Origin of the sequence: Paenibacillus sp. PAMC 26794, assembly GCF_000316035.1 — a bacterium.
Classification (GTDB): Bacteria; Bacillota; Bacilli; order Paenibacillales; family Paenibacillaceae; genus Paenibacillus.
The window spans coordinates 142,037-161,536 of the sequence record NZ_ANHX01000004.1; the positions used below are offsets into that span (position 1 = coordinate 142,037).

Here is a 19,500-nt window from a genome sequence, read left to right on the forward strand (position 1 = left end):
GTATGGACTTTCTGGATCGCTTCTTCCGCCTTCCGATTGATCAGTTACCATTCTTCCTGCTGACCATCCTGATTGCATTTACAGTTCATGAATTCTCACATGCGTATTTTGCCAACAAATTCGGTGATCCAACAGCTAAGCTGCTAGGAAGGGTTACGCTGAATCCGGTCGTACACTTTGATCTGCTGGGTGTGCTACTGCTTGTTATTGCCGGCTTTGGTTGGGCTCGTCCAGTTCCTGTAAACCGTGCGAATTTTGACAAGCCAAGATTGATGGGGACAATCGTATCTGTCGTAGGTCCTCTGAGTAATCTGTTGCTCGCCATTATTGGTGCCATTGTCTATGGTTGTCTGTTTGGATCAGGCGTACTGGGAAACATTGAGAATGAGCGAGTAGTTACAGCACTGATGACGTTTTTGCCTATGTTCAGCATAACGAACTTTTTCCTGTTTATGTTTAATCTAATTCCTCTTCCGCCATTGGATGGCTATCGTATTCTTGAAGATGTATTGCCAAGGCCCCTCAGTCGCAAGCTGCAGGGTGTGGAACAATGGTCCATCTTTATTTTCCTGCTGATTCTGGTTATCCCGCCATTGCAGGCTGTAACGATTCAACCGTTATATGTATTTGCAAATAACATGTATATGGATCTGGTAGGTCTGATTATTGAATTATATCGCTAAAAGCGCATCGTGTTTTGGGCGGATATACTGGTCAGAAACACGTAAAAGTTGTATGATCATCTGTGGCGATTGGATTCACGCCTGTCAGTAGGCGGGGGGAATTCCAGTCATAACAGGACAGAATGGGTGGATTGACTAATGCAGCGATATTTTGTATCTGCAGAACAGTTTAATGAACACGCTGTGATCATCACAGGTGATGATGCACGCCATATCGGCAAGGTCATGCGTGGTAAACCTGGAGATAAACTGATTGTCAGTGACGGAAACTCCAGAGAAGCACTCGTGGAAATTGAAACTATTGAAGTTGGCCAAGTTACTGCAAAAATTGTAGAGTCTCTGGTTATGGACCATGAAGCACGGATTCGTGTAACCGTGGCACAGAGCCTGCCCAAGGGTGACAAGATGGAAACAGTCATCCAGAGATGTACTGAGATTGGGGCGGTATCATTTGTACCCTTCCTCTCAGAGCGTACGATTGTGCAATATGATGCCAAGAAAGAAGGCAAACGGTTGGAGCGGTGGCGGAAAATTGCCAAGGAAGCTGCCGAACAAAGTCACCGGAATCGCATTCCATCCGTTGAGCAGCCGCTTTCCTGGAAAGGGCTGTTATCTTCTTTTGAGGGCTATAGCCTGGTATGTTATTGTTATGAAAAAGAAAACGGTAAACAGCTGAGAGACGCGCTGAAACCGTTTGTTGAGCAACTTGCACCTGATGCAAGTGCAGAAGTACTGATCGTGGTTGGACCGGAAGGTGGATTTTCTGAGAAGGAGACGGCAGAGGCTGATCAGGCAGGTGCTGTATCTGTTGGACTGGGCAAACGCATTTTGCGTGCTGAGACAGCTGGAATGGCAGCACTAACTTGCGTGCTATATGAATCCGGAGAAATGGGAGGAATGTAATTATGCCATCCGTGGCGTTTTACACCTTAGGCTGCAAAGTTAATTTCTATGATACAGAGGCGATTTGGCAATTGTTCAAAAACGAAGGTTACGATCAAGTGGACTTTGATGAACAGACAGCGGATGTATACTTGATTAATACTTGTACAGTAACCAATACCGGCGACAAAAAGAGCCGTCAAATTATTCGTCGTGCCATTCGGCGCAACCCGGAGGCGATTGTGGCTGTTACAGGCTGCTATGCGCAGACTTCTCCGGCAGAGATTCTGGACATCCCAGGGGTGGATCTGGTTATCGGTACACAGGACCGTGACAAGATTTTGCCATATGTTAATGAAATTCAGGAGTCCCGTCAACCGGTTAATGCGGTGCGTAATATTATGAAAACCCGTGTATTTGAAGAAATGGACGTACCGGATTTTGCTGACCGCACCCGCGCATTCCTGAAAATCCAGGATGGATGCAATAACTTTTGCACGTTCTGCATCATTCCGTGGTCTCGTGGTCTTTCACGCAGCCGTGAGGCGAACAGTATTATTCAACAGGCGCATCAACTCGTACACGCCGGATACAAGGAGATTGTTCTGACCGGTATTCATACAGGTGGGTATGGCGATGACATGGAGAACTATGATCTGACCGATCTGCTGTGGGATTTGGATAAGGTAGAGGGTTTGGAGCGTATTCGAATCAGCTCGATTGAAGCCAGCCAGATCGACGACCGTATGCTCGACGTGATCAAACGTTCGGACAAACTCGTTCGTCACTTCCATATTCCGCTGCAAGCCGGGGATGATACAGTATTGAAACGCATGAGACGCAAATATACGACAGAAGAGTTCTACAACAAGATGCTTCGCATTCGGGAAGCGATGCCAGATGTAGCGATTACGACTGACATCATTGTTGGATTTCCGGGTGAGACGGATGAAATGTATCGTAATGGCTATGAGTTGATGCGGAAGATCGGTTTTTCCGAAATGCACGTATTCCCTTATTCCAAGCGTACGGGTACGCCAGCAGCACGAATGGAAGATCAGGTGCACGAAGAGGTCAAAAATGCACGAGTGCACGAACTGATTGACTTGTCTGAGCAGATGCAGCTGGAGTACGCTGAGCAGTTTGTCGGACAGGTATTGGATGTTATTCCCGAAGGTGAAGCCAAAGGACGCGAGGGAAGTGGCAAGCTGCACGGTTATAGCGACAACTACATTCAACTGGTCTTTGACGGAACGATGGATATGGTCGGTAAAGTGTGCCGAGTCAAAGTGGTTGAAGCTGGCGTCAACGAGAGTCAGGCTACGCTGGTACGTGTGTTGGAAGAGAATCTTAAGTCCGCCGCGATGTAGATCGAGGCGTCAGAAACAAGGATTTCATTTCCTTGGGGAGCTTACCCGGGGAGATGAGGTCCTTCTTTTGCAAAAAATAAGATAAAGATATCGAAGTTGATGGGGGAGAGCACGATGAACAAAAAAGAAATTTCAGCAGGCGGAGTTGTTTATAGAACAGGGGAAGATGGACGTCTTCAAATTCAGCTTATCGTAGATCGTTATGGTAAAACAACTCTCGCCAAGGGCAAAATGGAAGAGGGAGAAACAATCGAACAGACGGCACTGCGCGAGATTTTGGAAGAGACAGGTATGGTGGGTCGCATCGTAGAGTCGGTTGATATCATTGCTTACACGTACCAACATGCAGAGTTTGGTCCGGTGGACAAAGAAGTTCATTATTATCTCGTTGAAGCCGAGAGTGGTGATCTACAGCCTCAGATTGAAGAAATCCAGGGTGTGGATTGGTATGCTCCGGAAGAAGCATGGTCCAGACAGCAGCAGAACGGATATGATAATAACGATGACATCTTGCGTGTAGCCCTGAACAAGTTAGGCATTAACGTATAACGCATTATAGTTCGAGTTCGAGTCAGTTAGCCGCGCGCTCTGTGGGTCTGGATAGGCAGATCATCAAGCCACGGGTGACTTCGCCGCGGGGGCGTGGACCGGTGGTTTTTTGTGCCAGATTGGCAAGTAACAGAATGGCAAAGCAAGCAGTGAACTGGTGATGTTAAAAAGGGTCTGGGCATGCGCAATCTGTGCCCCGTTGTCCGCTGACAGCCAGGCCGAAGCTGCATGCAGCTGGCCGATCAGCGGCATAAACAGCAGCGCTCCCGCAATGTTTAATACAACATGGGAGGCTGCGACAAATTTGCCTGCGGATGCTCCGCCCGCCGCAGCAATCACAGCGGTGATGCAGGTCCCCACATTGGACCCAATCACAATGGCGATGCCGATCTCCACAGGCAATACCCCTGTGGCTGCGAGCGTAATCGCCATGCTAATGACAGCTGCGCTGCTGTGAATGAGCGCTGTCAGACAGGCACCTGCCAGGAAGCCCCACCACAAGCTGTCGGCCGAGCGGTCGAGAAACCATTGAAATACGCCCATGCTCCGCAAGGGCAAGGCAATGGATTGCATCACCTGAATGCCTGTCATAACAAGTGCAAATCCCGCAGCTGCGAGGAAGCTGTACTGGATGTTAAACAGAGTCTGGCGCGTGCGTTCAGGAGCGGCCAGATTGCGTTCACCAAGAACAACAAACATGGCCCAGCCCGTTAGCGACAGGACGAGTAGCGGCAGGGAAGCACGTCCGATCTGCAGTCCCACCAGCTCCGTCGTCAGGCATGTCCCGATGTTGGTGCCAAGGATGATGCCGAGTGTGCGTCCATAGGTAATTAATCTGGCATTAGCCAGTCCAATGGTGAGTACGGTGACCGCAGTACTGCTCTGCAACAAGGCCGTTGCACCTGCACTGAAGGCCATGCCTTTCCATGGAGCAGAGGTGGCGCGATTGAGCCAACCTGCCAGCATAGGCCCAGCCATGCGCTGCAACGCCGTCTCCATCAGCTTCATGCCACCAAAAAAGATAATAAGCCCATAGAGTAGGGGCAATATAACATCTCTAAACATAGAAACATCATTCCTTCCGTCCAGGTTCCTTAACTCATCCTATGAGTAAGAAAAGACAACCATGACAAGCCTAAAGGAATTCAGAGGGAAGCGACCTAAATTACCGTCCCCTCAATTCAAAATTACGGAAATGTGTCTTAACTGCCGCACCCCAATTCGAAAGATACGGTGATTCGTGCAAACGCAGCGAAGAAGACGAAATTGTTACCGAAGAAGCGAAGCGCTCGCCTTTATCCCCGGATTTTCCCTTTGAGAAAAGGGAGTTCAAAAAAATCTGGGGATAACAGCGATCAGAAGATCGATTCGAACCCGGAACGCCATTTACGCGCCGCACCAAACCTATCTTTTTAACTAACTATGAAAGAAGTGGATCTACCTTGCACTCAGTTACACTCGAACGCAGTCGCAAAAAGCGGCTTGAACATGCCCATCCATGGATATTTAACAATGAAATTGCCTCTGTTGACGGAAACCCGGAGCCGGGAGATCTGGTCAATGTATTGAATCATCAAGGTCGCTATCTGGCGACAGGATATTACAATCCCGCATCTCAGATCACTGTAAGGGTTGTAGCTTATCAACCCTTGGAGTCCGAACAGATGGATACGGCGTTCTTTGCAGCGCGTTTCCGCGATTGCTTGCGTCATCGGGAACGTTTTATCCAGGATGGAGAGGCATACCGTCTCGTTTACGGTGAAGCTGATTTTCTGCCAGGATTAATCGTTGACCGATTCGGCAGCATCCTCGTTGTACAGTTGCTTACACTTGGCATGGATCGTTGCCGTGAAGCCATTGTACAGGCACTCATTGAAGTGATGCAGCCGGAAGGCATATATGAGCGCAGTGATGTCTCGATTCGTGAACTGGAAGGTTTGGAGCAGACCAAAGGTCCACTGTACGGAGAGTGCCCACGGCATGTCACGGTTACAGAGAATGGACTACTCATTAAAGTGGATATCGTGGAAGGGCAGAAGACAGGTTACTTCTTCGACCAACGCGAGAATCGCGCAGCCATCGAACCGCTTATGAAGGGTTGGGGCTACAAGAGTGGAATTACACTACAAACGACCGAGCAGGATGGCACAGAGCAGCTGTTGCCTGTGAATAAAAGCGGTAATGTAGTTACATTTCCTTATTGGGACGGTGCCACCGTACTGGAGTGCTTCTCACACACGGGCAGCTTCACGTTGAATGCTTGCAAGTATGGAGCTAAAAAAGTGACTTGTCTTGATATTTCGGAGCATGCCATTGAGAGTGCACGAACAAATGTAGAGCTGAACGGTTTCACTGACCGAGTCGAGTTCGTAGTTGCTGATGCATTCCAGTATTTGCGTGAACAAGTAAAAGGACTGGATGAACGTACCGCACGTGCGCGTGCTGGCGAACAGAAAGTAGATACATCCAAAGCGCTGGCAGCTGGCGGTAAAACATTTGATGTAGTTATCCTCGATCCTCCTGCATTTGCCAAAACGAAATCAGCAGTCAAAGGTGCATGCCGTGGATATAAGGATATCAACCTGCAAGGGATGAAACTGGTTAATGAGGGCGGATATTTGGTAACAGCAAGCTGTTCGTACCACATGCGTCCTGACCTTTTCCTGGATACGATTGCGGATGCAGCGGAAGATGCAGGCAAAGTACTGCGTCTGATTGATTGGAAGGCAGCCGGTAAGGATCACCCGCAAATTTTGGGCGTGGACGAAGGACATTACCTGAAATTTGCTATTTTCGAAGTGCGCAGTAAAAAGGTTTAGAATACTCTCTTCTCACTTTTTTTAATCTCTCGTGAGATGAAGTGAAGTTTAAATGAATGGTTACGGTCAAAAGTCCACAGTGTGAAGAGCTGCGGGCTTTTTGCTGTGTTAACGGAGATGATCTCCGGTTTTACCGGATAGTGGCAAACGTATGTTCCGAACCAAGTCAGATATGTTATACTGGGAATTAAAATCTTGTACGTGTGGTTTGGAGGATTAGACATGTCCGTTCGTTTTGTTATTGGCCGGGCAGGCAGTGGAAAAAGCTCACTGATTACCCGGGAAATTACATCCCTGCTTCAACAAGAACCGCAAGGTAAACCTTTGATTTTACTCGTTCCGGAACAGAGTTCTTTTCGAACAGAGCAGGCATTGGTGTCTTCTGGAGCAATTAAAGGTACCATGCGTGCAGAAGTGCTCGGCTTTCGCCGCTTAGCCTATCGTGTAATGCAGGAAGCAGGTGGTTCTGCTCGTATTCCGATCGGAGCCGAAGGCAAAAAGATGCTGCTCTATAAAGTAATCCAGCGTCGTAAGGAAGAATTAAAGCTGTTTGGTGCATCCGGCAGCCAGTTGGGTTTTATAGGCGAATTAAATGACTTATATAGTGAATTTAAACGTTATGAAGTTGATCCATCATTGCTGGAAGAAGGGCTGTCTGGAGGGAATACCTCATCCACTTCGCCAATTCTGGAGGACAAGTTGCATGACTTGAATCTGATATATCGTGACTATGAACAGGAACTGACCAATTTATATATTGATGATGAAGACACGTTGACCGAGCTGACAGATCGTTTGTCGGAAAGTGCATTGCTGCAGGATGCCCAGATCTGGATTGATGGTTTTCAGGGATTCACGCCACAGGAGATGAGTGTGATTGGTCGGCTGATGTTGCAATCCTCTTCCGTGACGATTGCCCTGACATTGGATCGCCCTTATGATCACGGTGCGCTGCCTGGAGAACTGGAACTGTTCTATCCCACGGCGAGTGCCTATGCGCGTCTTAAAGGAATGGCTGACGAACTGGGTGTACCGAGCGATATAACGGTGCTAGATTCAGAGATTCCACCGAGATACACGGATCGTCCGGGACTTGCTCATCTGGAGGCTGGTTTCGACCGTCGAATTCGGTGGAAAAGTGATGGCCTCGATTCCGGAATTCGACTGGTTGCAGCGGAGAACCGACGAACTGAGATGGAGGGAGCACTACGTGAGATGCGTCGCCTGGCGCAAAACGAAGGAGCGCGTTATCGGGATATGGCGGTACTTGTCCGTCAGTTGGATACCTACGCCGATATAGCTGAACCGCTATTTAGGGATTATGGCGTACCCGTCTTTCTGGACCGTAGAAGAAATGAACTTCATCATCCATTATCCGAGTTTATCCGTTCCGCACTGGATATTGTTCGTCGCCACTGGCGTTACGAGGATGTATTTCGCTGTGTCAAAACGGATCTGCTGCTTCCGCGTGATGGTTCCATCACCCGTGAAGATATGGACCAGCTTGAGAATTATGCACTGGCCTGTGGTATTCATGGATATCGCTGGACTGACGGCAAACCGTGGAAGTATGTACCAAGCCTGTCGCTGGAAGACAATGGTCAGGATGGCCGTAGTCGAGGACGGGACCAGATGCTTTCTTTAATGGAGAGCTGCCGAACGGTCATTACAGATTCCTTGGGTGTTTTTGAGAAACGAATGAAAAAGGCAAAGACAGCCAAAGCCCAGTGCGAGGCACTATACAGATTGCTGGAAGATGCTGAGATTCCATGGAAGCTGGAGAACATGTCTGCTGAAGCTAAGGCACAGGGTGACCCCGAACGGTCGAGAGAACATCGGCAGATGTGGGGAGCTGTGCTGGATTTATTGGATCAAATGGTAGATATGATGGGGGATGAACGGCTGGATATCACTCTGTTTGCCGGGATGATCGAGACCGGATTGACGGAACTGAAGCTGGGTCTGGTACCACCAGCACTTGATCAGGTATTGGTTGGTTCTATGGACCGTACACGCCTTCAGGACATCAAATACGTATTTATCCTTGGTGCAGTTGATGGTGAATTGCCCGCCGTACCTCAGGATGATGGCGTATTAACGGAACTGGAGAGATCGTTACTGACGGAAAGAGGCGTGGCGCTTGGACCAGGTGCAACAAGGCAGATGCTGGATGAACGTTTTCTGATCTATACGGCACTTACAGCGGCAAGCAGCCAGTTGTGGCTGAGTTACCCGGTTGCTGATGATGAGGGGAAAACACTGCTTCCTTCCGAGATTGTCCGTCATGTACGGAAAATGTTTGGTTTACAAGAAAAGCCATTGCTCGCTCAACCACCGGTTGCGAACTCGGAAGAAGCGCATTGGTCCTATGTCACCCATCCAGGTCAGAGTCTGTCTGCGCTCATTGGACAATTGCGCAAATGGCGTCGCGGAGAAGACATCCCTGAAATGTGGTGGGCGGTCTACAATTGGCATGTATCTCGGGAGACAAGCAGACCTCAGCTGGAGAGATTGATGGGATCGATCTTTTATCGTAATCGGGCATTGCCACTACGTACAGCCACCAGTCGCAGACTGTATGGCACTGAGGTAAGGACGAGTGTCTCACGAATGGAGCGGTTCGTAGCTTGTCCGTTCTCCCATTTTGCTTCGCATGGGCTGCGTCTCAAAGAACGGCAATTGTACCGTCTTCAGGCTCCTGATATCGGACAATTGTTTCATGCTGCACTAAGCCAGTTGGCTATGCGGTTACGTGAAGAAAATCGTAGTTGGGGCAGTTTGACTCCAGACCAATGCCGTCAGGAAGCTGAGCAAACTGTGGAGCAGATTGCACCACAGCTGCAAGGGGAGATTTTGCTAAGCACCAAGCGATACGGTTATATTTTCCGCAAATTGAAGGACATTGTTAGCCGGGCATCCGTTATTCTTGGTGAACAGTCCAGACGCGGAAGTTTTGAACCGATTGGATTGGAGCTTGATTTTGGACCCGATAAAACGCTGCCGCCACTACGTTTTGAACTGGAGAACGGATGTGTGATGGAGATTGTGGGTCGGATTGACCGTGTAGATGTCGCAGAAGGAGAGAATGGTCTGCTCCTGCGTGTCATTGACTATAAATCAAGCCAGACGGACCTCAAGTTACATGAAGTGTACTATGGTCTGTCATTGCAGATGCTCACCTATCTGGAGGTGCTGCTTAGTGCTGCTGAAGAATGGCTTGGGGAAACGGCGATGCCGGGAGGAACGTTGTATTTCCATGTGCATAACCCGCTGTTGCAATCCGCAAACGGCATGACATCGGAGCAGGCAGGACAAGAACTGCTGAAACGGTTCAAAATGAAAGGTTTGCTACTAGCGGATCGGGACGCAATCGCTCAAATGGATAACACCCTGGATAAGGGGTATTCAGCCATTATTCCGGTTGCCCTTAAAGCAGATGGCAGCTTTTATAGCAGTGCCGCTGTCGCTACGCCAGAGCAATGGGATACGCTGCTTGCTTCGGTTCGCAGTAATATCCGCGAGATTGGTACCCGAATTACGGATGGGGATGTGGCCATTGAGCCTTATCGTATTCAGCAGGAAGTGGCGTGCACCTTCTGCCCGTATAAGCCTGTATGTCAGTTTGATGAAAATATAGAAGGAAATGAATACAACCTGTTGTCCAAACCGGGCAAACAGCAAATCTGGGATATGTTATCTCACACCAAGGGAGGGGAAACATCATGACGAATATGCCAAAACCGGAAGGTAGCTTCTGGAGCGATGACCAGTGGAGTGCCATCTCCGAAGGCGGAGAAGACATCTTGGTAGCAGCAGCGGCGGGATCAGGCAAGACAGCCGTGCTGGTTGAACGAATTATTCGCAAGATCGCAGATCCCTCCCAAGGATTCAGTGTGGATCGTTTACTTGTGGCGACATTTACCAAAGCCGCCGCCGCTGAGATGAAACAACGGATTCGGGAAGCGCTGGAACGTGCGCTTGAAGAACAGCCTGGAGAAGAACATTTGCGCAAGCAGCTGTCCTTGCTTGGGCGGGCATCTATTACAACATTGCATTCATTCTGTATGGAAGTCATTCGCCGGTACTATCAGCAAATTCCGTTGAACCCGGCTTTTCGTATCCTGAATGAAAATGAAGCGGAAATCATGCGACAGGAACTGCTTGAAGAACTCTTTGAGGAAAAGTATGGCGAAGAAGATGAAGGGAGTACATTCCGCGAATTGGTGGACTGGTTCAGTGGAGAACGAAACGATGATGCCATGCACCGACTTGTGCAACGGTTGTATGATTTCTCCCGCAGTCATTCCTGGCCGGATCATTGGCTCTCCGAGATGGCATCTGCTTTTCAGGTGGAAAGTGTAGAGGCGCTTGGATATTCAGCATGGGTTCAGAGTATTTTGCGTGATGCGGCTCTTGCTCTAAGTGGTGCAGCAGGACTGCTCCGTCAAGGCATCCATATTTCCATGCAGCCTGAAGGTCCGGCACCTTATGCAGCTACATTAAAAGAAGATCTGGTGATGGTGGAAGAGCTGTTGTCTGCGGTGGAGGTTATGCCATGGGAAAGGTTGCCCGAAGTGTTTCAGCCCGCTGCATTTGGCAAACTGAAACCCTGCAAAAAAGATCAGACAGACCCAGCTTTACAGGATCAGGTGAAGGAACTCCGCGAGGCTGCGAAAAAGGCAGTTACTGACCTGAAAGGCTCATTGTTTGGAAGAACTGCGTTTTCGTTCTGGCAGGAGCTGGAGCAGGCGGCACCACTCATGCAGGAGTTGTCGAGGCTGGTTAGTACATTTGGAGAACGTTATCGACAGGCCAAACAGGAACGTGGGCAAGTTGACTTCAGTGATCTGGAGCATTACTGTCTTCACATTTTGCGACATGAGGATTCAACGCCTGAACTGTCGATGCCTTCCGATGCGGCTATGGAGTACCGTTCACGATTCGATGAAGTGTTACTAGATGAATATCAGGATACCAATACGGTTCAGGAAGATATCGTGAAACTGATCTCCAGAGAAAACCCGGGTAACCGATTCATGGTCGGTGATGTCAAACAGAGTATCTACCGTTTCCGATTGGCTGAGCCGGGTCTATTTATGAACAAGTATCGCCAATATGGAGCGAGCACACGTGAAGATGGAACGGTGGAAGATCGTCTGCATCGTACAGGTCAACGTATTGATCTTGCGCGGAATTTCCGCAGTCGTAAGGAAGTCGTGCATTCGGTCAATATGATATTCCGGCAACTCATGAACGAAGGTGTGGCAGAGATTGCTTACGATGAACGAGCTCAGCTGGCATATGGAGCTACGTTCCCGTCAGAGACGCTTGGCGATGAGGCGTATACACCTGAACTCATGCTAATTGATCGTCAGGGTGGTGGTCCTGATCTGACAGAGAGTACGGATGAGAACGGGGATGCATCGGTCTCCGCAGAACTGGAGAGTGCCGAACTTGAAACGGCCCAGTTGGAAGCGCGGGCGATCGCAAGGCGTATTCGTGAGATGGTTGGGGATACGGACAAACCTGCTCTCCATGTATATGACAAAGCCCTGCAAACGATGCGCCCAGCACGTTACGGCGACATGGTCATCTTGCTACGTTCGACCTTGATGTGGGCTCCGCTCATGATTGAGGAATTCAGGCAGCAGGGAATTCCTGCTGGAGGGGAACAGAGCAAGGGCTACTTCCAGGCTACAGAAGTGGAAATCATGATGTCTCTGCTTCAGCTTGTTGATAATCCAAGGCAGGATATTCCGCTCGCTTCCGTGCTTCGTTCCCAGATTGTCGGGCTGGATGAAGAAGAACTGGCACAGATTCGGCTTGGTGACAAAAGACAATCATTCTACGATGCGGTTATATCGGCTGCGGGAGATTGGAGCGATTCCTCCACTAATGCTGTACAACAATCCGGGCAGGATAATCATCCTGATTCGAATATGGTCCAGTTGCAGTGGCCGGAAGCCTGGTCAGAGACGGAACAGGGGGAGCGGGAGACAGCAGCTTCAGTCGAGGCAGAGATCCTGGGTGATGTCTATGAATTTGATGTGCATACAGATGGAATGCAAGATGCTGGTGCTGCGGGACATGCAAGTGAGGATCTGGACATAACGGAGATCTCAGGCTCGGAGCTACAGCAAAAGTTAATTCGTTTTATGCGTCAATTGCAGCAGTGGAGACTTGAGGCAAGACAAGGCAGTTTAAGTGAACTGATCTGGCGTATGTATCGGGAAACGGGGTATTTAGACTGGGTTGGTGGTCTTCCAGGAGGGCTGCAACGTCAAAGTAATCTTAAGGCATTGTACGATCGCGCACGACAATATGAGGAATCAACTGCAAATCGTGGCTTGTTCCGTTTCCTGACCTATGTTTCCAGACTACGGGAAAACGGGGGAGACCTCGGGACTGTAGCAAGTAGTTCTGGTGAGCAGGACAACGCCGTACGTATCATGACGATTCACCGGAGTAAGGGTTTGGAGTTTCCAATTGTCTTTGTCGGTGGAATATCCAAGATGTTTAATCAGCAGGACTTGAACGCACCGTTTCTAATGCATAAGGAACTGGGATTTGGCCCGAGGTTTGTGGATCGTGAGAACCGGGTTGCCTATCCTACATTAGCCAATCTGGCGATTCGTCGTCGTGCGCAATTTGAACTGCTTGCTGAAGAGATGCGTGTGCTGTATGTTGCGTTGACTCGTCCCAAAGAGAAAATGATTTTGCTGGGCACCGTAAAAGATGCCGCGAAAAAAGCGATGGCGTGGTCTCAGGTCAAGGATAGCTCTGAAGTGGCATTACCAGACTATCTGCTTGCTGCAGGACGGAGTTACCTGGACTGGATTGGGCCATCCCTGATGAGACATCCAGATGCGGCTGTGCTGCGAGAACTTGCAGGAAGCAATGATTCGTTCTCAGCCTGTCTTGCAGATGATCAATCACGATGGGCGATTTCTATTGTTTCTGCCGATCAGGTTTCTCGTGACCATGTGGTGGATCAGACACTTGGGGAAGAAGACGGAATGACTGAGGTGCGGAAAGAACGAATTGCTGCACTAAAAGCAGTTCAGCCTGTGAAGTTGGTTACATCCTCAACTGTAGAAGAGCTGACGAAGAGTGCACAAGATACGGCTAACCAAAACATTGGAGATGAAGGTGCAGTTACAGTAGCTCTTCAACAAGAGGAGACACGGCTGATTCGCGAGGTTGATCAACGGCTTTCATGGACGTACCCCTATGAAGCAGCAACTCAAGTGGCAGCCAGCACATCTGTTACTGAGTTGAAAACGTTACTCGCGATGCAGGACATCCAGTCCGTAGAGGTGATGGAGGAACTGGGAGAACAGTCCGAGATATTATTGGATCACAATACCCCAGGAATCAATTACATCAAGGATGAAGCAGGTCATGTACTACGTGGCACATCCATTGAACCTAACGAGCAGGAGACTGGATCAGGTTCAGATTCAAACGGTACGGTGAACGTTTCGGATGCGGGATCTGCGGGTACATCGTTCAAATTGCATCTGCGTCGTCCCAAATTTATGGGAGAGAAGCAATTGACAGGAACGGAGCGGGGGACCGTGTATCATACGTTGATGCAACATCTTCCTGTAGATGGATCGGCTATTGATTCACAGCTTATTGAGCAGACCATTCAGCGATTGGTTGAGCTTCAGATTTTGCTACCCCACCATGTGGAGGCTATCGAACTCGAAGAACTGGTCGGATTTTTCGATACAGAACCAGGGAAAGAGCTGTTGCGTGCAGCGTGGGTAAAACGGGAGATTCCGTTTGTGTATGGACTTCCGGCACATCAGTCCCCTGTTGAATGGCTACATGCGCAGTCTACGAACTCAGAAATCCAGACTGTTGATGAAGAAAATAAAATGCAGGCCACCATTGAAAATGAAACGGTGTTGGTCCGGGGAATTATCGACTGTCTGTATGAGGTGGATGGTGAGCTTGTGTTGCTCGATTACAAGACGGATCGGGTATTGGAGCATCGCGGTGGACTGCGTACACTTACGGAAAACTATGCCTTCCAGCTGGAGCTGTATGGACGGGCCATTGAAGATATATTGGGACGGAAAGTTGACCGGAAGTGGCTGTACTTTTTTGATGGTGGACATGCAGTGAAATTGTAAAAGAACTGGATCGGAATTCAAAACCATGGATTTTATATGGGAGAGGGGTGGAACGGACGATGCGTATTTTGCATACAGGGGACTGGCATTTGGGAAAAACGCTGGAAGGACGAAGCCGACTGCGTGAACAGGAAGATTTCGTTGATGAACTCGTCAGGGTGGCTGATGAGCAGCAGGCGGATGCCATATTGATGGCCGGGGATGTGTATGATTCGGTGAATCCTCCCGCAGCGGCGGAACAACTATTTTATGAAGCGGCAGCACGTCTGACGGAGCATGGAAGACCTCTTGTGGTGATTGCAGGAAATCATGATCAGCCAGAACGTGTAGCTTCTGTAACTCCACTTGTGAACAGGCAGGGCATTACACTCGTAGGGATGCCTACTTCAGAAGCGGTAACCATTCATGCAAAGCGAACCGGAGAAATTGCACAGATTGCCGCACTACCTTATCCTTCTGAAGCCAGATTGAATGAATTGCTGACAACAGATGGGGACGAAAATGTGCTTCGTCAGGCATACAGTCAACGGGTGGGCATGTTAATGCAGCGTCTGGCAGCTTCTTTTCGCCCGGATACCGTGAACTTGGCCATGAGCCATATCTATGTGCTCGGCGGACTTGAGAGTGATTCGGAACGTCCGATTCAGATCGGTGGGGCCTACACGGTAGACCCTTCGTCTTTATCGACTGGTGCGCAATACACGGCGCTCGGACATCTTCATCGTGCACAGGCTGTCAAAGGAGACGGTGTGATTCGATATAGCGGTTCTCCCCTAGCCTACAGCTTCTCCGAAGCGGGGCAGAGCAAGTCTGTCACGATGGTTGATCTGGCACCGGGTGGAGCAGCACAGGTAGAGGAAGTTTTGTTAACGTCCGGGCGTCCGCTTGTTCGTTGGCAGGCGCGTGGTGGTCTGGCAGAAGTATATCGCTGGCTGGACGAGGGACGTGATCCGCAGGCTTTTATCGACATGGAAGTGTGGCTGGACGAGGCGATGTCCCTGAAGGAGATTCAGCAGCTGCGAAAATCACATGAAGGTATTATTCATATTCGCCCGGTGTATCCCGAGATGGCTGCAGCAGGACTTTTGGAGCAACGATCCGAGCTACCTGTACATGAACTGTTCCGTAAATTCTATCAGCGTCAGACCGGTGGTGCACAGCCGGAAGACAGCCTGGTACAGCTTTTCCTGGAACTTGTGGATGAAGACGAGCCGGGAGTGCGTGAGGAGGTCGAGGAAAGATGAAGCCAATTCTATTAAAAGTTGCCGGACTGCAAAGTTATCGGGAGATGCAGGAAATTGATTTTACCGTACTGACGGAGACGGGACTATTCGGTATTTTCGGTCCAACGGGTAGTGGCAAATCTTCCTTGCTCGATGCCATCACACTCGCCATGTACGGAAAAGTGGAACGTGCGGTGAACGGCACGCAAGGCATTATGAATCATGCAGAAGATTCGTTGTCGGTTGCTTTTACATTTGAACTGATGTCAGCGGAAGGCACTCGGAGGTTCCGGGTAGAGCGACGTTTCAAACGAAATAATGAAGTGTCGGTGAGTAACACGATCAGCAAATTCATAGAGACGGTCAATGGCGAAGAACAGGTACGTGCCGACAAATTGGCAGATGTGAATCGCTGCGTTGAAGATGTGATTGGTTTGAAGATGGATGATTTTACACGGGCAGTGGTGCTTCCGCAAGGGAAGTTTGCCGAGTTTTTGTCACTCAAAGGCAGTGAACGTCGCCAGATGTTGCAACGATTATTCCATCTGGAGAAGTACGGGGACCAGTTGGCCATCAAATTAAGTCGACGGGTCAAGGATAATGATATGGTTCACCAATCTCTTGCTGCGGAGCAACAGGGACTTGGTAATGCCAGCAAGGAGACACTGGAAGAGACCAAACGTCTTCTTCAAACCGCAGTTCAACAGTCTGAATTGTCCCGCAAAGCGTTGGATGAAGCTGCGAAGGAAGCCGAACAGCTGGGCAAAACACGTGAGTTAAGCAACGAACGGCAGGCCCGTGCGGATGAACAGCAGAAGCTGAAAGCACTGGAACCACAGGTGGAGGCAGGCGAACAACGGCTGAAACAATCTGTTGCGGCAGATGTAATACTGCCTGCATTGCAGACGGTTCGAGATGCCACAGCTACACAGAAGCAGCGGCAGGATACCGCCGAGACAGCTCATCAGCAAGCACTGGAACATGAGCGTCTGGCTGTTCAGGAAGCGGAGAAGGCCGAGACGGCACGTACGCAAATGGCCGAAGAAGAACCGAAACTGTTGCTTCGCCTGGAACAACTCGAACAAGCGAAAGAGCTGCAACGAGAACGGGACGGGCTTCAAACCGATTGCTCGCGCCTCGCGCAGCTTCTGGAACAGGGGCAGGGCGAACAAACAGCGCTGGGACAGCAGCTTGAGAAAGAAAAAGAATTGCAGCAGCGCGGGCGCAAACGGCGTGAGGAACTACAGGAGAGCCTCAAGCCAAATGAAGTGAAGTCAGAGGAACGCAGGCAACTTCAAGCTGCGCTTGAACTGAAACATCGTGTGGATACTGCCGCGGAGCAGTTGCAACAAAATAAGGCTGACATGCAAGCCTATAAGCAGTCGGCAGAACAGGGAGCCGACAAGCTGAAGGCGGCGGCTGAGGAAGAAAGACGCCTGAGTGATCAGCGTCAGCATCTGGTAGAACAGGCGTCAGCAGGTCTTGAGGCCTTGCTTGCCTGTGAGCAGGATATCAGCCGTGAACAAAGCCTGCTGGCCCTTGCGGAGGAACAGCTGCGTGGCACGATGCGGGAGCAGGAGCTGCACCGGCTGTCCTCCGCTTTGCGCGCCGAGCTGCGTGAAGGCGAGCCATGCCCGGTGTGCGGCTCGCCGCATCACCCGCTCCCGGCTGCGCCGCCGGGAGAAGGTCCGCACGCAGGCGATGCGGACCTGGAACTGCTGCGCAGCCTGCACGCGGAGCTGCAGGAGCTGCGCTTTGGGCTGCGCCAGCAGCTGCACGAACGTCGCAGCCTGCTGACGCAGCTTGGCGCTGCGGCCGGCGAAGCTCCGGCTGCAGCCGAGGCCGCGCCTGCGGCAGCGGAGCCCGAGCCCGCCGGGGCGCCCGAACACGGGCGCTCCCCGGCAGGCTGGGCATCGCGTGCCGCTGCGCTGCGCGAAGCCGCGCAGGCGCTGGCTGCCGCAGCAGCGCCGCTCCAGGCCGAAGCCGCCGCGTTGCAGCAGGCGGCTGTGGGCGCGCAGCAGCGCCGCATGGAAGCGGCAGCTGCGCAGGAGGCCGGCCGTGCCGGACTCGCCCAGGCGGAGCGCAAACTGGCCGAGAGCGAGGCCGCAGCAGCTGCCTTGCAGGGCCGCTGGGCCACGGAACTGCCGGGCATCGCTCAGGAGGAGGCCAAGGCCCTCTATCAGGCGATGCAGGAGCGCGATGCGCGCGCCGAAGACATCAAGGAACGTCTGAACAAAAGCGTGACGTTCCTTGAGGATAAAGACCAGATCATCCAATCTCTCCAGCAGAAGCTGGTTGAATTGGACAAGCAACTGATCCAGTGGCAAACGCAGTGGCAGGGCAATTACAAACAGCTCACCGAGAAGGAAGAACGCTTGCGCCAATGGGTTGGTGAGCAGCGGGTAGAAGATCTGATTGCAGCAGCTCAGGCTCGTTTGGATGGACTGCGGATAGCAGCTGCGGAATCGGCACAACGCTTCAAAGAAGCGGATACGCTGAAGCAGGAATCAGCCAAGAAAGACATTATGGCTCAGCAGGCAGCTGCCTCGGCCACAGAACATCTGCAACAGGCACAGGAACGGTGGAAGCAATTGCTGGAACAATCGCCGTTCGACTCGGATGATGCTGTTGTATCCGCGGCGCTTCCTTCACAGGAAGCGGAACGATTGGCAGTAGAAATCCAGCAGCACCGTGAACGTGAGCGTGAACTGGCATCCCAATTGCGCGAACTGGAACAGAAGCTGGGTGGTGCTGTCGTATCGGAGGAACAGTGGTTGGCCTGTACTGAACGATTACAGCAGGTCCGGACTCAGGATGAGGCTGCCCTTCGTGCCAAAGCACGTGCAGAACGTGATCTGGAGGATGTGGAGCAGCGACATGTTCGCTGGACCGAACTGGAGAACAAGCGGGTGGAGGTAAGCCGTCAAGGCGAACTGCTCAGCAAACTTCAATCCGCGTTCAGAGGTAATGCTTTTGTCGAGTATATTGCCGAAGAGCAACTGATGCAGGTTAGTCATGCGGCATCTCAGCGTCTACGTTTCCTGACCAAACAACGTTATTCACTGGAGGTGGATTCCGGTGGTGGTTTTGTAATCTGTGATGATGCTAACGGGGGAGTCAAACGACCAGTATCAACGTTGTCAGGTGGCGAGACGTTTTTGACCTCATTATCACTCGCTTTGGCATTATCGGCCCAGATTCAGCTGCGAGGTCAGTACCCACTTCAATTCTTCTTCCTGGATGAAGGGTTCGGTACACTTGACCCTGAGCTGTTGGATACCGTCATTACGTCGCTGGAAAAACTGCATGACGACCGATTGGCTGTTGGTGTAATCAGTCACGTGCCTGAACTGCGCGCACGCTTGCCGCGCAAGCTTGTGGTGATCCCGGCAGGTGAAGCTGGAAACGGCTCACGGGTGGTCTTGGAGACCCTGTAGAGGAAACATGTATGATGTATATCCGCTTACAATCCGGGCTTGGGTCAGAATGCCGAAAATATAGTGCGGATGTAGGTTTATCTGTCTGTCTGAAGACGCGATCTGTTACCGCTCGAACGGCAGGACGTGAAGAAAAGAGGGAAGTATTACACTTCTCTCTGCCTCAAGTCACAGCAATATAAATGATAGAAGCGCCCTTATAGTCCAAGTAACTGAATATTACCGAATATTATTATTGTAAAAATATTTCTTTTCTTGCTTTTATAACATAGCGGAGTGAGTTTCATCACAGATACAGGTTCATCCTGCTGTTATACTACAGTTAAGCCGACAAACTTTATTTAAGTACCCCGGCGGACATCTGATCAGGACGTTTCCTGAATAGATGTCCGCGCA

Annotated in this window: 10 protein-coding genes; 9 read left to right on the forward strand and 1 reads right to left on the reverse strand. The window is 50.6% G+C overall.

The annotated features are described in order from the left end of the window. The first annotated feature begins 2 nt into the window (after positions 1–2). The 4 genes from D829_RS0102320 (at position 3) to D829_RS0102335 (ending at position 3,484) form a co-directional block, all read left to right on the forward strand. Positions 3–683 (forward strand): site-2 protease family protein, encoded by a 681-nt coding sequence (locus tag D829_RS0102320; protein ID WP_017687223.1) that lies wholly within the window; start codon positions 3–5, stop codon positions 681–683. 138 nt (positions 684–821) lie between these two features. Then, positions 822–1,586, forward strand: a complete 765-nt coding sequence (locus tag D829_RS0102325) for an RsmE family RNA methyltransferase (RefSeq protein WP_017687224.1) — start codon at positions 822–824, stop codon at positions 1,584–1,586. Positions 1,587–1,588: 2 nt separating this feature from the next. Continuing rightward, positions 1,589–2,935 carry a tRNA (N(6)-L-threonylcarbamoyladenosine(37)-C(2))-methylthiotransferase MtaB gene (gene mtaB / locus D829_RS0102330; protein WP_017687225.1) on the forward strand — a complete coding sequence of 449 codons (1,347 nt, stop codon included), beginning with the start codon at positions 1,589–1,591 and terminating at the stop codon, positions 2,933–2,935. Positions 2,936–3,049: 114 nt separating this feature from the next. Then, complete coding sequence (locus tag D829_RS0102335) at positions 3,050–3,484, forward strand: NUDIX domain-containing protein (RefSeq protein WP_017687226.1); 435 nt, start codon at positions 3,050–3,052, stop codon at positions 3,482–3,484. A gap of 63 nt (positions 3,485–3,547) precedes the next feature. On the opposite strand, the gene D829_RS0102340 is transcribed toward D829_RS0102335, so the two are convergent. Beyond that, on the reverse strand, positions 3,548–4,549 hold the full coding sequence (locus tag D829_RS0102340) for a Na/Pi symporter (RefSeq protein WP_017687227.1): 1,002 nt from the start codon (positions 4,547–4,549) through the stop codon (positions 3,548–3,550). A gap of 377 nt (positions 4,550–4,926) precedes the next feature. Between D829_RS0102340 and D829_RS0102345 the strand changes: the two genes are divergently transcribed. From D829_RS0102345 to D829_RS0102365, 5 genes are all read left to right on the forward strand, one after another. Beyond that, the gene (locus D829_RS0102345) at positions 4,927–6,303 is read left to right on the forward strand and encodes a class I SAM-dependent rRNA methyltransferase (RefSeq protein WP_017687228.1); all 1,377 of its coding nucleotides are present in this window, start codon (positions 4,927–4,929) and stop codon (positions 6,301–6,303) included. Positions 6,304–6,525: 222 nt separating this feature from the next. Further along, entirely contained in the window at positions 6,526–10,029 is a 3,504-nt protein-coding gene (gene addB / locus D829_RS0102350; RefSeq protein WP_017687229.1) for a helicase-exonuclease AddAB subunit AddB, read from the forward strand. Further along, positions 10,026–14,444: a helicase-exonuclease AddAB subunit AddA gene (addA, locus tag D829_RS0102355; protein WP_017687230.1), complete on the forward strand. Its 4,419-nt coding sequence runs from the start codon at positions 10,026–10,028 to the stop codon at positions 14,442–14,444. Before addB ends, addA begins: the two co-directional genes overlap by 4 nt. Before the next feature lie 59 nt (positions 14,445–14,503). Beyond that, positions 14,504–15,688, forward strand: a complete 1,185-nt coding sequence (locus tag D829_RS0102360; RefSeq protein WP_017687231.1) for an exonuclease SbcCD subunit D — start codon at positions 14,504–14,506, stop codon at positions 15,686–15,688. Beyond that, positions 15,685–19,104: an SMC family ATPase gene (locus tag D829_RS0102365; RefSeq protein WP_017687232.1), complete on the forward strand. Its 3,420-nt coding sequence runs from the start codon at positions 15,685–15,687 to the stop codon at positions 19,102–19,104. Before D829_RS0102360 ends, D829_RS0102365 begins: the two co-directional genes overlap by 4 nt. Positions 19,105–19,500: the final 396 nt, after the last annotated feature.

What these genes read in the sequence shown, in the direction of transcription:
- addA (WP_017687230.1), top strand. Translation starts at nt 10,026, where the DNA reads ATGACGAATATGCCAAAACCGGAAGGTAGCTTCTGGAGCGATGACCAG.
- D829_RS0102365 (WP_017687232.1), top strand. Translation starts at nt 15,685, where the DNA reads ATGAAGCCAATTCTATTAAAAGTTGCCGGACTGCAAAGTTATCGGGAG.
- D829_RS0102320 (WP_017687223.1), top strand. Translation starts at nt 3, where the DNA reads ATGGACTTTCTGGATCGCTTCTTCCGCCTTCCGATTGATCAGTTACCA.
- D829_RS0102360 (WP_017687231.1), top strand. Translation starts at nt 14,504, where the DNA reads ATGCGTATTTTGCATACAGGGGACTGGCATTTGGGAAAAACGCTGGAA.
- D829_RS0102325 (WP_017687224.1), top strand. Translation starts at nt 822, where the DNA reads ATGCAGCGATATTTTGTATCTGCAGAACAGTTTAATGAACACGCTGTG.
- D829_RS0102335 (WP_017687226.1), top strand. Translation starts at nt 3,050, where the DNA reads ATGAACAAAAAAGAAATTTCAGCAGGCGGAGTTGTTTATAGAACAGGG.
- addB (WP_017687229.1), top strand. Translation starts at nt 6,526, where the DNA reads ATGTCCGTTCGTTTTGTTATTGGCCGGGCAGGCAGTGGAAAAAGCTCA.
- D829_RS0102340 (WP_017687227.1), bottom strand. Translation starts at nt 4,549, where the DNA reads ATGTTTAGAGATGTTATATTGCCCCTACTCTATGGGCTTATTATCTTT.
- mtaB (WP_017687225.1), top strand. Translation starts at nt 1,589, where the DNA reads ATGCCATCCGTGGCGTTTTACACCTTAGGCTGCAAAGTTAATTTCTAT.